The organism is Parasedimentitalea nitratireducens, assembly GCF_057444295.1.
On the sequence record NZ_JBYAXC010000003.1, the window covers coordinates 67176 to 81145 of the forward strand.

The following is a 13970-nucleotide window of genomic DNA, read 5'->3' on the forward strand; positions in this document are numbered from 1 at the left end:
AGAACTCGCCCCAGCCGGGGCGCTATACCACAAGGGCCGATGAATATCATGACCTACCATCCCAAATCGGAATTCATGCGCATCATGATGGAGCGTGGCTATCTGGCCGATTGCACCGATTATCAGGGGCTGGACGAGGCCTTGGTGACACCCGGTCAACCCGCCTATATCGGTTTTGACGCCACAGCCAAATCGCTGCATGTCGGTTCGCTGATCCAGATCATGATGCTGCGCTGGTTGCAGAAAACCGGCCACAAACCGATCACCCTGATGGGCGGCGGCACCACCAAGGTGGGCGACCCGTCGTTCCGCGCGGATGAACGCCCGCTGCTGACCGAAGACCAGATCGACGACAACATCGCTGGCATCAAGAAGGTCTTCTCGGCCTATGTTGATTACAACGATGGCGAAAGCGGCGCTGTGATGGTCAACAACGCGGAATGGCTGGATGGGCTGAACTATCTGGAATTCCTACGCGACATCGGCCGCCACTTCTCGGTCAACCGTATGCTGGCCTTTGAATCGGTAAAATCACGGCTGGACCGCGAACAGTCGCTGTCGTTCCTCGAATTCAACTACATGATCCTGCAGGCCTATGACTTTATGGAACTGCACAGCCGCTATGGCTGTATCCTGCAGATGGGTGGATCGGATCAGTGGGGCAATATCGTCAACGGTATCGACCTGACCCGCCGCACCGTCGAAGGCGAGGTGTTTGGCCTGACCTCTCCGCTGTTGACCACATCAGATGGCAAGAAGATGGGCAAATCGCAGTCTGGCGCGGTCTGGCTGAACCCGGACATGTTGTCGTCGTATGAGTTCTGGCAATTCTGGCGCAATACCACTGACGCCGATGTGGGCCGGTTCCTGAAGCTCTACACCGAATTGCCGATCGAAGAATGTGACCGTTTAGGTGCGTTGGAAGGGTCCGAGATCAACGAGGCCAAAGTGCGCCTGGCCAATGAGGTTACAACCCTGTTGCACGGTGCCGAAGCGGCCAAAGCGGCCGAAGCCACAGCACGCGAAGTGTTTGAAAAGGGCGGCATTGGGGATGACCTTCCAACTCTGTCGCTAACAGCCGCAGATCTGGGGGATGGCATGTCCATCGTTCAGCTGATCGTGAAATCCGGTCTTGCCAAATCCGGCAAGGACGCCAAACGCCTGATCAAGGAAAACGGTGCCAAACTGGACGACGAGCCATTGACCAACGCAGGGCTGATGATTGATGCAGCCGCATTGACCTCTCCGATCAAACTCAGCGCCGGTAAAAAGCGCCATGCCCTGGTGCAGCTAGACGGCTAAGACGTTCTTCTGAACAAAACAAAGGCCCGCATGAATTGCGGGCCTTTTCTTTTATCAAACAACAACATCCTCGATCTTGATGATATTGTTATGGCCGATGTCGATCTGCCTATGATCAACCATTTCGGCGACCCCCATATCGCGGTAGCCCCAATCCGCCTCAATCGAGCGGTCTTCATCCCTGCCATAAAACGCGTCTTGGTGCCCAACTGGAACACCTTTGGGCGTGGTATGCACGACAAACGAATTGCGTGTGGCGCCCTTATCCTCGATTGGCGTGCCCCCATGCGGCAAGTGCGGGTGCCACAACACGGTTGATCCAGCCTTGACCTCTATCGTTTCCGGCTTCAACCCAGCGGCATCAACCGACGCCTTCATACCGGATTGATAGGCATCCCACATCTCCATATCAAAGGCTTCAACGGACTGCCCGTTTGCGTACTTCTTGCTTGCCAGTGCCTTCAGATCCAGCTCGGGCAGCAAGTGCCCTCCCCGCACCACCTGAAGGGTACCATTTCGCGTTGTTGCGTCTTCCAGAGCCACCCAGAACCCAACATAGTAATTGCGAGGGTTTGTGGTGAAAAATGGGGAATCCCGATGCAGCGGCTGGGACGAGCCCCGCTGAAAATACAAAGACGTATACAAGGCCGGTCGAGCCTGAAAAAGAAACTCCAGAAGTCTCAGCGCCTTGTTTTCGAAATACAGCTTTCGCATCTCAGGCAGTACAAGGTGCAAGTTAATAAGGCGGGCATAGTTGCCCTGTGCATCCGCTGCTGCTGCAAACGCTTGCTTGTTATTTGCGACTAGCTTGTCAAAACCCTTTAGGGCCTGATCCGTCATCTGCTCAGATACGGAGTCTTCGACAACAACGACACCTTCTTCGACAAACTGCATAGCCATGTCACGAAGATCTGACGGTGCTTTGCGGTTCACAAATGCGCGCTGCTCTTCTATCGGTGCACAATACCAGGGCGTCTTGCCCTTAACGACATTGCCCGATTTTTTGCGAAAAAACATGTGTCCAAACCCCACCTATCTGTAGGTGCAGGCTATGTTTTTGATCCACGCTTTGCAACACGATTGGACGGCGTCTAAAATGCTATCCAAGCAGCCAAGACAGGCAGTTGAGCAGAACGAAAACAGGAACAGACAAAGCAGTGGCCAGCAAAACGGCAGCGGCTTTAGTCATACGTGGCGCGGGGGCAACATGGCCCATGATAATTGATGCATTTTTCATGAGTTCATTAACCATCATTTAGGTTTCTACATGGTTAATGAGCGCATGTTTGATTTTATGCCAGCAGATGTCATGCCCCGCCCGATCCAACGCTCTGTTCCCATCTTCTCTCTTGCCCAGTCGCAAGAGTTTGCCCGCACCCTTCGTGCTAGGGGACAAGATCCCATAGTCCTTGATCAACTCAATGACACGTTGGTCATGCGCCGCCGCATCTGGGATCGTGTTGATGTCGCCATGGTCAATCGCGCTCAGGTCAACAAACCTCTTCGCTTGCTGGAAATGTTGCAAGAACAAGGGATTCGCCGAACACCTGTCATCCTGTCACCCGAAAACCCGGTACCAGAACTGGCCAAGCTAGGCGCTGTACCACTGATGAGCCCGGCAAAGGTTGCACAGCTTGATCTGTCCTTAGATATGGATGATCTGCGCGCCAATCTGCACCAGAAATGGCGCAATCGCCTAAAACATGCCGAGTCGCAAAAGCTGCGGATCACCCGGCAGAACATGCCACTGGATCCCGATCACTGGCTGCTTCGGGCAGACGCCAAACAACAGGGGCAGCGCGGGTATCGGAGCTGGCCGCTGGATCTGACCCTGTCGTATATTCAGGAAAACCCCGGCAAGGCAAAACTGTTCCAGGCACACGAGGGCAAGGAAGTGGTCGCCGCGATGCTGATCCTGTGCCACGGCGCAAGCGCGACCTATCACATTAGCCACACCACAGATCGCGGCCGTACACTCTCGGCGCATAACTTGCTGATGTGGCGGGCGATGAACTGGCTTGCAGCTCAAGACTACAAGCAACTGGATCTAGGCGTGATCAACACCGAAGACGCAGCCGGGCTTGCGCGGTTTAAGCTGGGCACTGGCGCAAATTCCCAAAGTTTGGGCGGCACCTGGGCTTGGTGGCCCCCAATGGGCCGACTGTTGCGCCCACTAGCCTCGCTAGATCGCAGATTAATGACGCCCCGGAAAACTGGACAGGCCTAGTCTCCCATGCTTATCTGAACATACGTTCAGATACCGCTAGGAGTCGTCTAATGAAATTGTCTAACACCGCTGCCGTGATAACTGGCGGCGCTTCGGGTCTGGGTGAGGCCACGGCGCGTCATTTTGCTGAAAATGGCGCACAGGTCACAATTCTGGACCGCGATGCAGAACGCGGTGCAGCCGTTGCAGCGGAGATTGGCGGGCATTTTGTCGAAACAGACGTCACCGACGAAGACTCGGTGGCCGCGGCCGTTGCTTATGCTGTCGAAAAGATGGGCCGGATCTCGGCCTGCGTGAACTGCGCTGGTATCGCCTATGGCATCAAAACCGTGGGCCGCGATGGCCCCCACCCGCTGGACGCCTATAAGCGCACCATAGACATCAATCTGGTTGGCACCTTCACCGTTGCACGTCTGGCAGCGGTTGAGATTGCCAAGAATGAACCAGAATCCGATGGTGCCCGTGGTGTGATCATCAACACTGCCTCTATCGCCGCTATCGAGGGGCAAAAAGGGCAAGTCGCCTACTCCGCCTCCAAAGGTGGTGTGATTGGCATGTGCCTGCCCATGGCACGTGATCTGGCCTCAACCGGCATCCGCGTGATGACCATTGCGCCGGGCATCTTTATGACCCCGATGCTGGCTGGCCTGCCTGAGGAAGTTCAAGAACAACTCGCCACTGATGTTCCCAATCCGGCCCGTCTGGGTGACCCTTCGGAATACGGACGCACCGCCGGGTTCATTGTCGAAATGGGTTACCTGAATGGCGAGGTCATCCGCCTGGACGGCGCCCTGCGCATGCGCTGAGCTCGTTCAAACTCAAGGTGTTGCCACCGCTCTGTGCCCGTTGCGCGAATGCGGGCATCTGCTGAAGCATAAGGCGTGAATGTTAGGCGTTTCTATTTTATTCCCAACGGAATAGAGGCAACATCTTAAGTTAAGAAACAGGTAGCAGACCTATACGGTCTGTTACCAAACAACCGACAATTTTAGCGAATGTTTCGCGCGCGAAACATTTCACCCTCCAGCCTTTTCCTCCAGCTCCAGCCATTCCTCTTCCGATTCGGCCAGTTTCTGTTGGCGCTGAACCAAAGCATCGCTTGCCTTTTGGAACTTCACCGGCTCGCGCGTGAACAGCTCGGGATCTGCCATCAGCTGTTCCAGCTTGGCAATCTCTTGCTCCAGCCGTTCCATTTCATCCGGCAAAGCTTCAAGCCTATGCTTTTCAGTAAACGATAACCCAGATGCAGCTTTTGTTTCTTGCTTGGCCTTTGGCTTTGCAACTTTGGCCTTCTCCAACTTTTCGTCTTCGACGGGCGCGCGCTGGTCGAGATAGTCACTCCATCCCCCAGCATAGGCTGTAGCCTGCCCATTGCCTTCCATGGCGATTGTTGTGGTTGCAACCCGGTCCAGAAAGTCCCGATCGTGGCTTACCAGCAGTACGGTTCCGTCATAGCTGTCCAGCAGTTCCTGCAGCAGATCCAACGTTTCGATGTCCAGATCGTTGGTGGGTTCGTCCAAGACCAACAGATTGCTTTGCCGCGCCATCAGCTTGGCCAGCAGCAATCGAGCTTTCTCGCCCCCAGACAGCGACCGCACCGGCGCACGGGCCTGACGTTCGTCAAACAAGAAGTCCTTGAGGTAGCCAACAACGTGCTTGGGATTACCGCGCACCATCACTTGGTCTGACTTACCCGACACACCCATTTCTGGGTCTGTGGTCAGGTTGTCCCACAGGCTCAGATCCGGGTTCAACTGATCACGGGTCTGGTCAAACAGCGCAATATCCAGCTTGGTCCCCTGCTTTACCGTGCCCTGATCCGGCTCTTCCAGACCCAGCAGCATTTTCAGCAGCGTGGTCTTGCCCACACCATTGGGACCAACAAAGGCAACCCGGTCGCCGCGCTGCACTTTGATCGAGAAATCCATGACGATCTGTTTGTCGCCAAATCCCTTGGACAGTCCCTCGGCCTCAATCACCTTGCGGCCCGACTTGGGGGACGCGTCGAGCGCAAAATCTGCTGTTCCCTGACGTGTGATCTGGCTGGAACGCTCGGCTCTCAGGTCTCGCAGAGCCCGCACCCGCCCCATATTGCGCTTACGTCGTGCGCTGATGCCTTCCACCGCCCAGCGTGCCTCAGACTTGATCAGCCGGTTCAGCTTGTGGCGCTGCATGTCTTCTTCTTCCCAGATGGTGTCACGCCAGGCCTCAAAGGCATCAAACCCTTTTTCCTGTCGCCGCACCTGTCCGCGATCAATCCACAGCGTCGCGCGCGTCAAAGCCCGCAAGAACGCCCGGTCGTGAGAAATCAGAACATAGGCGGCACGGGTCGATTTCAACTCGCCCTCAAGCCAGCCGATTGCCTCGATATCCAAATGGTTTGTGGGCTCGTCCAGCAGCATCAAATCTGGCGATTCAGCCATCAGTTTGGCCAAGGCCGCCCGACGCCGTTCACCGCCCGATGCGGTTTCAACCGATCTGGCGGGATCAAACTTCAACCCCTCACCTGCCCGCTCGACCTTGTACAGTTCACCTGGTTCCAGCTCGCTACAGGCAAAATCGCCTAGGGTCGCAAACCCCTCCATCGTGGGGTCCTGCTCCATATAGCCAACCGAGCGCCCTTGCGGGATCACAATGCTTCCGGTGTCGGCCTCGACCAATCCGGCCATGACCTTCATCAGAGTTGATTTACCTGATCCATTTCGTCCTACCAGCGCCACACGGTCGCCAGGTTGAACTACCAGATCAAGATCGGAAAACACCGGTTCACCACCAAAGGTTAGTGAGATATCGGACATTTGCAAAAGAGGAATACGTGCCATAGCAGCCAGCTATCGCGCCACCCGAGACAGGTCAACGCTCTGCATTGTCGAAAAGACTATTCTTCGTGGTTATCAGCCGTTTTCACTCTGCCAGTGCTCTCAGAAGTCGCTGGCGCGCTGCAGGTATGGAGTTCACCTCCAGTCCAGTAAAAACATGCAGGGTATTCATCTCGTCGTCGACCACGGCATGATCGCTGACCCACCCTCCCATGACCAAATAGCTACGCAACAAGGGCGGCATCTGAGCAAAAGCCAACTTCACGTCAGGCTCCCCCCGCAAAACTCTTGCAAATGGATAGATATTTTCCACTTTCACCTTGGGCTGCCAACGTGAGGGGGCTAGATGGCGGTCTTTCAGAAGTTTGAAAACGTCCTGATACGGCTCGGTCGTAGTGCCCGCAAAAGACGAACAGCCAAACAGCATCTGCACATCATGTTCATCAACAAGCCGCGTCAGTGCGCCCCATGCCATACGCAGAATATCGGGGTCTTTCCTATCTGGGTGTATGCAGAACCGGCCCAGCTCAATCATCGGACCAGAAAAATTTGCCAATGCCGACAAGCCGTAATACCGCGCAGCATAGCTCTGTGAGATCCGACCACCATCAGAGAGCTGCATGATTCGAAATGAACACACCAAGTCGTTGGTGCGCGTGTCTTCTACTAGCAAGTGGGAACAGTCTTGGTCCACCGCTTCCAAATCGGTCTTACTGGTCTCAAAACACAGCGCGCGCAGCGCCAAGGTCGCAGCCAAATCACCGGGTGTATTTGCGATACGAACCCGGTAATTTCCTTTATTTAAGATCTCCTGGCCGTTTGACATGGAAGATCTCCGCAGAACAGCAGGAGTTTGAGATGTTTGGTCAGCCTCCAATCGGTTGACCAATCACTCAATAACGCTGCCAGGTCCGATGTTGCCCAAACTACCCAATAGCTGCCTGAGGAAGGTTTTATCCTGCACGCCCGAACTTGTTACGCGCCGCTGCAGGGGAATCACTTGACCATTTTCCAACCCATATCGCTCAACACCGTTGACGACACCGGTTTGATCAAAAGTAATGGCAACAAGTTCGCGAGACACAGGCTTGGGTTCACTCGGTCCATAGTGCCGCATTCGAGTTGCAACATAGTAATACCCGGAGCTATCCAAAACACCCGAAGACGACGGCGCGCCAATGGTTTCAGAGATCGAATCTTGCGTATCAACCCCCAATACTACCTCAGCCAAGTCTTCTTCGCTGGGCACAAAACCGTGGTTGCGGTATTGTGCAGAGCAACTGGCAATCACCATCCCAGCTCCCGCTAAGACCGAAACCCTGATCACTCTTCTCACCCGATTTGCCAATGCAAACATACTGCTCCCCCGTCGCGGCTTGATAACGCCTTTGAACCCGCTTACCTAATGCCGGCCTCCGGTTCAAGAAATGAAAGTCTCTGAAATGACTGACACCACCGCCCTGCGCGTTACTGATCTACCTCAAAACAGCCCAACAACCTTTGATATTCGCCCCGATAACGCGACCTTGACCGCGCTGGCCAACGAACTGGGTTTGCGTGGATTACGCAAAGTCCGGTTTAGCGGGCAGTTGCAAGCACGCGATCGCCGCGACTGGCATTTAGCCGCCCAGCTTGGGGCAACCGTACAGCAGGAATGCGTTGTTACACTGGAACCAGTCACCACCCGTATCGATGTACCGGTAGAGCGCCATTTCCTTGCAGGGTTAGAAGATCCAGACGAGCCAGAAGTTGAAATGCCCGAAGATGAAAGTGTCGAACACCTGGGCAGCCACATTGATCCACACGCCGTGATGATTGAGGCATTGGCACTCGCTCTGCCGCAATATCCACGCAAAGACGGTGCCGAACTGGGCGAGGCCGTGTTTACCGTTCCGGGCCAGGAGCCCATGCGCGATGAAGATACCCGCCCGTTTGCCGGATTGGCGGATCTTAAGAATCAGCTGAAAAAAGAACAGTAAGCGGCATTTTCTTGAAACAGGGGCAGATCAGGACTAGCCCTAACGGCAATGCTGACCTAAAAACCGCTTGCACCGCGCCAGATTCGCAGTATTTTTGCGCGCTCATCGGAATTATGGTTGGACATCGGGCGGGCCGCGGCCTAAACGCACGTCACACCGTTTGAAACGAACAACGAAATCAGGCTTCGGGTTCTGCCCCATAGCCATAGTAGACAAAGGTTGAGACATGGCTGTCCAACAGAACAAAGTATCCAAGTCGCGTCGCAACAATCGTCGTGCACACGATGCCCTGGTTGCTGCAAACCCGAACGAATGCTCGAGCTGCGGCGAACTGAAGCGCCCTCACCACGTTTGCCCCTCCTGCGGCAACTACGGTGAAAAAGAAATCGTCGCCATGAACGACGAAGTCGATCTGGACGCGGCATAAGCCGCGTTCCACGCTCATTTGGCAGGCAGGCTTTCGCATGACGGTTCAGACCGATCTATCTAAGGCAACTGTCGGCCCTATCACCATTTCGGTTGACGCTATGGGCGGAGATGCCGGTCCAACGGTTGTTGTGGCCGGCATTGCTATGTCTGCCAAGATGAACCCGGACATCAGGTTCATCCTGCATGGCCCCATCGAGCAGCTGGAACCCCTGGTCTCCAAAAAACGCATCCTTGACGGTCGTGTTGAACTGCGAGATGCGCGTGACGTTGTCACCATGGAGGACAAACCCTCTCAGGTGATGCGCAATGGCAAGGGCACCTCGATGTGGTCGGCCATTGACTGCGTCAAGCAAGGCGAAGCCGCCGGTGCGGTATCTTGTGGCAACACTGGCGCGCTGATGGCGGTCAGCATGATCCGCCTGCGTAAATTGCCCGGCGTTAATCGCCCCGCAATTGCGATTCTCTGGCCATCTGGGAACCCTCAGGGGTTCAATGTGATGCTGGATGTTGGTGCAGATGTACGCGCAGATGCCCAGGACTTGCTGCAATACGCCCTCATGGGCACGTCTTATACCCGCAACTCAATGGATATTTCCCACCCTCGTGTGGGGCTGTTGAATGTTGGCACCGAAGAGCACAAAGGCCATGCTGAGCTAAAAGAGGCCTATTCGCTGATCGCGGATCATGCCGAACGGGGCAACTTTGAATTTGTTGGCTTTGTCGAAGGCAGCGATATCCCCGGGACCGCAGCTGATGTGATTGTGACAGATGGCTTTACTGGCAATGTCGCGATCAAAACGGGCGAAGGCACCGCCAGCTTGATCCGCTCAACACTGCGACAGGCCTTTGAATACTCCATCTTATCACGGTTAGCGGCGCTTTTGGCGTTGCCATCGCTGACGCGGCTGTCGAAAAAGATTGACCCACGGCGGGTTAACGGCGGTGTCTTCCTCGGCTTGAATGGCACAGTGGTCAAATCCCACGGCGGGGCTGATGCTACTGGTGTTTCAGCTGCAGTCAAACTGGCGTTCCGTTTGGCACAACAGGGCTTTGCAGAAAAGCTGGCTGCACGGGTTGCATCCTCTGTTGAGCTTACCCAAGATAAACCTGCCCGTGAACTCACTCGGGCCACGACTCAAAAAGACTAAAGGCAGGCAATAGAATGACGCGACGTGCTGTGATTACCGGTGTTGGGCACTATCTTCCCGAGCGCGTGGTTGAAAACGCCGAGTTCGAAGCCACGCTGGATACATCGGACGAATGGATTCGCTCCCGCTCGGGCATTGAGCGGCGCCATTTTGCTGCCGAAGGCGAAACAACGTCTAATCTTGCAACAAACGCCGCCAAAGCTGCGCTGGCAGACGCTGGTTGTGTAGCAGATGACATTGATGCGATTGTTGTTGCGACATCAACCGCTGATCTGACCTTCCCCTCCGCTGCAACTATGATTCAGGCAGCTCTGGGCATGACTCGTGGCTTTGCCTTTGACGTGCAGGCCGTTTGTGCCGGTTTTGTCTATGCGCTGAGCAATGCCAACGCCCTTGTTTTGTCGGGTCAAGCCAACAAGGTCCTTGTCATCGGGGCTGAGACCTTTAGCCGGATCATGGATTGGACCGACCGTTCAACCTGTGTCCTGTTTGGTGATGGCGCTGGCGCATTGGTCATCGAAGCACAAGACGGCGCCGGCACCAGCGATGACCGGGGAATTTTGTCGACCGACCTTCATTCAGATGGCCGCTACAAGGACCTTCTTTATGTAGATGGTGGCGTTTCGACCCAGAACACTGGCTTTTTGCGGATGCAGGGCAATCAGGTCTTCCGTCATGCAGTCGAAAAACTTGCATCAACCGCTCATACCGCCCTCGACAAAGCAGAACTGACCGCCACTGATGTGGATTGGGTTGTGCCGCACCAGGCAAATATCCGTATTATTCAAGGCACTGCCAAGAAGATGGGTGTCAGCATGGACAAGGTCATTGTGACCGTTCAGGACCACGGAAACACCTCAGCAGCCTCGATTCCGCTAGCCCTGTCAGTTGGCAAACAGAGTGGAAAAATCAAAAAAGGCGACCTTATTGTTGCCGAAGCGATTGGTGGTGGACTAGCCTGGGGAGCAGTTGCCTTACGGTGGTAAGCAGTTTGGCTAATCCACCTATTGCAAATCATTGATATTGACAGGGAAATTCCGTTCCCCTTATTATTTATAAAACACATGAGGATTGGCTATGAGTGATACTACTCTGACTCGAATGGATTTGAGCGAAGCCGTTTTTCGCGAAGTAGGCCTCTCGCGCAACGAAAGTGCCCAACTGGTTGAAAGCATGCTTGGCCATATGTCCGATGCACTGGTACGTGGCGAGCAAGTAAAAATCTCGTCTTTTGGGACCTTTAGCGTCCGTGACAAGTCTGCCCGCATTGGGCGCAACCCAAAGACCGGCGAGGAAGTTCCTATTCAGCCACGTCGCGTTCTGACCTTTCGGCCATCGCATCTGATGAAAGATCGTGTCGCAGACGGCAACCGGTCGTAACGGGTCCTGTCACATGTCAAAATCACCTGATGCCTTTCGCACCATTAGTGAAGTTGCGGAATGGTTGAGGATTCCTGCGCATGTCTTGCGCTTTTGGGAAAGCAAGTTCACTCAAATCAAACCTGTAAAACGGGCTGGTGGCAGGCGCTACTACCGCCCGTCTGATATGTTGCTATTGGGTGGAATTAAGCGGCTTTTGCACGACGAGGGCCAAACCATAAAACAGGTTCAGGCCTTGCTACGGGACCAAGGCGCATCTCATGTCGCCGACATGTCTCCTTCGCTGGAAGAAAATGCGGATCCTATGCCGGTAGTAGAAACCGACGAGACAGTGGTTCCTTTTTCAGAACCGAAAAAGCCTTCTCCAGCGCAAATGGATATGGATCTCGATGCGCTGCCTGAACCTGACTTGGTTGCAGAACCAGCGCCGGAACCCGCCGAAGAATGGCTGACTGTGGAAGACGAATCAGAACCAGTTTCGACCCATGCAGCTGTCGACCAGCCAAATGGGGTCACTCACGAAACGGCGGACACAGCGCCGAGCCCACAGGTTGTCGAAATTGAAGATATTGCTGATGATGCATATGTCGTCGAACGGCTGGGTGTACTGGCGCGATTAGCCCATGTCACAACATTAAGTGAAAACTCGCAAGCAGAGGCGTTGATTTGTTTCGACCAACTCCGAGCTTTGACCACCAGTAAAAACAATATTCCAGCCAATTCATAAAAGACCAAGATTACCTCTTGCCCCTGCCCTGAAATCCAGTAGAACGCTCTCAATAACGGGCTATGGCGCAGCCTGGTAGCGCGTCCGTCTGGGGGACGGAAGGTCGCAGGTTCGAGTCCTGCTAGCCCGACCATACAAAAACGCCCGGGTGTTCATTCACCCGGGCGTTTTGTGTATCAGTGGCAAGTATTTGCATGTAGGACAAATTGAATGCGGCATAAAATAAGCCAGCATCACCCGGCGCATTAAACCGGGTTTGCAACTAAAGGGAACAGTCATGACAGGCGTTTTGCCCAGCCAATCCATTGAAGCAATGCTGGATCACGGTGAGATCAGCGTTGCCGAACCCACCGTGTCCGGACAAATTCAACCTGCTAGCCTTGATCTGCGCTTGGGCAATGTTGCTTACCGTGTGCGTGCATCCTTCTTGGCAGGCGAAGGTCAAAGCGTATCTGATCGCCTGCGCGAATTTGAGATGCATCAAATCGACCTGAGCATTGGCGCTGTTCTTGAAAAGGGCTGTGTCTATGTGGTTCCTTTGATGGAAGGGCTCGCCCTGCCTGATGACGTGTCCGCCGTTGCCAACGCTAAAAGTTCGACCGGTCGTCTGGATCTTCTGACCCGTACCATCACCGATGGCGGCGCTGAGTTTGACCGGATCAAACCCGGCTACTCTGGCCCGCTCTATGCTGAAATTTGCCCCCGCTCCTTTTCGGTCCTGGTGCGTCCCGGTATGCGCTTGAACCAAATTCGGTTCCGCACCGGACAAGCCGTTTTGAGCGACGACGAGTTGAATGCCCTACATCTACAGTCGCCACTGGTAGACGGCCCCGCAGTTATCCAAGACGGCCTTGGATTCTCGGTCGACCTGCAGCTACCCGGCAGTGATCTGGTTGGCTATCGTGCCAAGCCGCATACCGGAGTGATAGATCTGGACCGGATCGGCGAATACGATCCGCGTGACTACTGGGAAGAAGTGCGCACCACCGATGGCCGCATTATCCTCGACCCCGGTGCGTTCTACATTCTTGTCAGCCGCGAGGCGGTTCACATCCCTCCGCAATACGCCGCTGAAATGGCGCCCTATCTGGCGATGGTGGGTGAGTTCCGCGTACACTACGCTGGCTTCTTTGACCCCGGCTTTGGCCACGACGCTGCCGGTGGCGCTGGCTCGCGAGGCGTGCTTGAAGTGCGCTGCCACGAGGCGCCTTTTGTGCTGGAACATGGGCAGGTTGTGGGTCGTCTGGTCTATGAAAAGATGGCCGAGGTACCCGAGCAGCTCTATGGGTCTGGAATTGCGTCGAATTATCAGGGCCAGGGTTTGAAGCTTTCAAAACACTTCAAAACCCCCGGCTAGTTCGTATTATTTGATTACAGTCATCGCCTCTAAGTCGGTCGAAACCTCGGCTTGAACTGAACGTTCGAGATGCGTCGAAAGCGTCATGTAGGTCCGCGTGCCACGCACGCCTTGGGTATCGTAGAGCTGCGATAGTAGCCCTTCAAGCGCCAGAGTAGACGCCACACGCACCTTGAGGATCAAACAGGTATCACCAGTTGCTGAATGGATTTCTTCGACCTCGGGCCAATCGCCCAGGGCCATCAGCGCTGTGGTCTTGCCCCATCCCACCGTGTCGACATGAATAAAGGCCAGCAGCGGCTTGCCAACCCCGGCCCCATCCAGCTGCGCAACCGTTGACTTGATTACACCAGACGCCCGCAACCGCTTAACACGCTCATGAACCGCAGGTGGTGACAAGCCAACCGTTTGCCCAATCGCAGCGTAGGCTTGGGTCGCATCCTTGCTCAGCTCACCTAATATTTTTCGGTCAATCTCATCCACGCCCCGCTCTGCCCGGGGTTTTCTCTGAATGCTATCTGTTTTTTCTAAAGCCATAGAGCTGATCCCTTCACAGAACTTAGTTCTGCCTATAGCTAATATCTCTGAACTAAATTCGGAGC

The 13970-nt window shown here is 54.8% G+C and carries 15 protein-coding genes and 1 tRNA gene; 11 read left to right on the forward strand and 5 right to left on the reverse strand.

All coding sequences use genetic code 11. The features are described 5' to 3' along the window. Positions 1–48: 48 nt before the first annotated feature. Positions 49–1302 (forward strand): tyrosine--tRNA ligase, encoded by a 1254-nt coding sequence (gene tyrS, locus AC2T28_RS10945; protein ID WP_486749514.1) that lies wholly within the window; start codon positions 49–51, stop codon positions 1300–1302. Between the two features lie 54 nt (positions 1303–1356). Here the strand turns inward: tyrS and AC2T28_RS10950 are convergent, their stop codons facing one another. Beyond that, positions 1357–2319 (reverse strand): phytanoyl-CoA dioxygenase family protein, encoded by a 963-nt coding sequence (locus AC2T28_RS10950; RefSeq protein WP_486749033.1) that lies wholly within the window; start codon positions 2317–2319, stop codon positions 1357–1359. Positions 2320–2584: 265 nt separating this feature from the next. On the opposite strand from AC2T28_RS10950, the gene AC2T28_RS10955 reads away from it, so the two are divergent. Both AC2T28_RS10955 and AC2T28_RS10960 read left to right on the forward strand, forming a co-directional pair. Beyond that, complete coding sequence (locus AC2T28_RS10955) at positions 2585–3529, forward strand: GNAT family N-acetyltransferase (RefSeq protein WP_486749034.1); 945 nt, start codon at positions 2585–2587, stop codon at positions 3527–3529. A 50-nt stretch (positions 3530–3579) separates the two neighbouring features. Then, positions 3580–4335, forward strand: a complete 756-nt coding sequence (locus tag AC2T28_RS10960) for an SDR family NAD(P)-dependent oxidoreductase (protein ID WP_486749035.1) — start codon at positions 3580–3582, stop codon at positions 4333–4335. A gap of 210 nt (positions 4336–4545) precedes the next feature. Here the strand turns inward: AC2T28_RS10960 and AC2T28_RS10965 are convergent, their stop codons facing one another. The 3 genes from AC2T28_RS10965 to AC2T28_RS10975 all read right to left on the reverse strand — a co-directional run bounded on the left by AC2T28_RS10965 (position 4546) and on the right by AC2T28_RS10975 (position 7705). Continuing rightward, positions 4546–6351 carry an ABC-F family ATP-binding cassette domain-containing protein gene (locus tag AC2T28_RS10965; protein WP_486749036.1) on the reverse strand — a complete coding sequence of 602 codons (1806 nt, stop codon included), beginning with the start codon at positions 6349–6351 and terminating at the stop codon, positions 4546–4548. Positions 6352–6433: 82 nt separating this feature from the next. Further along, positions 6434–7174 (reverse strand): GNAT family N-acetyltransferase, encoded by a 741-nt coding sequence (locus tag AC2T28_RS10970; protein ID WP_486749037.1) that lies wholly within the window; start codon positions 7172–7174, stop codon positions 6434–6436. Between the two features lie 63 nt (positions 7175–7237). Then, positions 7238–7705 carry an outer membrane protein assembly factor BamE gene (locus tag AC2T28_RS10975; protein ID WP_486749038.1) on the reverse strand — a complete coding sequence of 156 codons (468 nt, stop codon included), beginning with the start codon at positions 7703–7705 and terminating at the stop codon, positions 7238–7240. Between the two features lie 85 nt (positions 7706–7790). On the opposite strand from AC2T28_RS10975, the gene AC2T28_RS10980 reads away from it, so the two are divergent. The 8 genes from AC2T28_RS10980 to AC2T28_RS11015 all read left to right on the forward strand — a co-directional run bounded on the left by AC2T28_RS10980 (position 7791) and on the right by AC2T28_RS11015 (position 13368). Further along, positions 7791–8327, forward strand: coding sequence for a YceD family protein (locus AC2T28_RS10980; RefSeq protein WP_486749039.1), 537 nt, complete (start codon positions 7791–7793; stop codon positions 8325–8327). Between the two features lie 226 nt (positions 8328–8553). After that, positions 8554–8754 (forward strand): 50S ribosomal protein L32, encoded by a 201-nt coding sequence (gene rpmF, locus AC2T28_RS10985; RefSeq protein ID WP_486749040.1) that lies wholly within the window; start codon positions 8554–8556, stop codon positions 8752–8754. Positions 8755–8791: 37 nt separating this feature from the next. After that, positions 8792–9904, forward strand: coding sequence for a phosphate acyltransferase PlsX (gene plsX / locus AC2T28_RS10990; protein WP_486749041.1), 1113 nt, complete (start codon positions 8792–8794; stop codon positions 9902–9904). A gap of 14 nt (positions 9905–9918) precedes the next feature. After that, on the forward strand, positions 9919–10890 hold the full coding sequence (locus AC2T28_RS10995) for a beta-ketoacyl-ACP synthase III (protein WP_486749042.1): 972 nt from the start codon (positions 9919–9921) through the stop codon (positions 10888–10890). A gap of 91 nt (positions 10891–10981) precedes the next feature. Further along, positions 10982–11284 (forward strand): integration host factor subunit alpha, encoded by a 303-nt coding sequence (gene ihfA / locus AC2T28_RS11000; protein WP_486749043.1) that lies wholly within the window; start codon positions 10982–10984, stop codon positions 11282–11284. 13 nt (positions 11285–11297) lie between these two features. Beyond that, positions 11298–12011, forward strand: coding sequence for a MerR family transcriptional regulator (locus AC2T28_RS11005; protein ID WP_486749044.1), 714 nt, complete (start codon positions 11298–11300; stop codon positions 12009–12011). Positions 12012–12067: 56 nt separating this feature from the next. After that, positions 12068–12144: transfer RNA gene (locus tag AC2T28_RS11010), tRNA-Pro, on the forward strand. 144 nt (positions 12145–12288) lie between these two features. Beyond that, the gene (locus tag AC2T28_RS11015) at positions 12289–13368 is read left to right on the forward strand and encodes a 2'-deoxycytidine 5'-triphosphate deaminase (RefSeq protein WP_486749045.1); all 1080 of its coding nucleotides are present in this window, start codon (positions 12289–12291) and stop codon (positions 13366–13368) included. Positions 13369–13374: 6 nt separating this feature from the next. On the opposite strand, the gene AC2T28_RS11020 is transcribed toward AC2T28_RS11015, so the two are convergent. Further along, a complete protein-coding gene (locus tag AC2T28_RS11020) occupies positions 13375–13905 on the reverse strand; it encodes an Lrp/AsnC family transcriptional regulator (RefSeq protein ID WP_486749046.1) in 531 nt (176 codons plus the stop codon). Positions 13906–13970: the final 65 nt, after the last annotated feature.

Coding starts and splice junctions, on each gene's coding strand:
- AC2T28_RS10975 (WP_486749038.1), bottom strand. CDS start 7,705: ATGTTTGCATTGGCAAATCGGGTGAGAAGAGTGATCAGGGTTTCGGTC.
- ihfA (WP_486749043.1), top strand. CDS start 10,982: ATGAGTGATACTACTCTGACTCGAATGGATTTGAGCGAAGCCGTTTTT.
- rpmF (WP_486749040.1), top strand. CDS start 8,554: ATGGCTGTCCAACAGAACAAAGTATCCAAGTCGCGTCGCAACAATCGT.
- plsX (WP_486749041.1), top strand. CDS start 8,792: ATGACGGTTCAGACCGATCTATCTAAGGCAACTGTCGGCCCTATCACC.
- AC2T28_RS11015 (WP_486749045.1), top strand. CDS start 12,289: ATGACAGGCGTTTTGCCCAGCCAATCCATTGAAGCAATGCTGGATCAC.
- AC2T28_RS10955 (WP_486749034.1), top strand. CDS start 2,585: ATGTTTGATTTTATGCCAGCAGATGTCATGCCCCGCCCGATCCAACGC.
- AC2T28_RS10965 (WP_486749036.1), bottom strand. CDS start 6,351: ATGGCACGTATTCCTCTTTTGCAAATGTCCGATATCTCACTAACCTTT.
- AC2T28_RS10995 (WP_486749042.1), top strand. CDS start 9,919: ATGACGCGACGTGCTGTGATTACCGGTGTTGGGCACTATCTTCCCGAG.
- AC2T28_RS10950 (WP_486749033.1), bottom strand. CDS start 2,319: ATGTTTTTTCGCAAAAAATCGGGCAATGTCGTTAAGGGCAAGACGCCC.
- AC2T28_RS10960 (WP_486749035.1), top strand. CDS start 3,580: ATGAAATTGTCTAACACCGCTGCCGTGATAACTGGCGGCGCTTCGGGT.
- AC2T28_RS10980 (WP_486749039.1), top strand. CDS start 7,791: ATGACTGACACCACCGCCCTGCGCGTTACTGATCTACCTCAAAACAGC.
- AC2T28_RS10970 (WP_486749037.1), bottom strand. CDS start 7,174: ATGTCAAACGGCCAGGAGATCTTAAATAAAGGAAATTACCGGGTTCGT.
- AC2T28_RS11020 (WP_486749046.1), bottom strand. CDS start 13,905: ATGGCTTTAGAAAAAACAGATAGCATTCAGAGAAAACCCCGGGCAGAG.
- AC2T28_RS11005 (WP_486749044.1), top strand. CDS start 11,298: ATGTCAAAATCACCTGATGCCTTTCGCACCATTAGTGAAGTTGCGGAA.
- tyrS (WP_486749514.1), top strand. CDS start 49: ATGACCTACCATCCCAAATCGGAATTCATGCGCATCATGATGGAGCGT.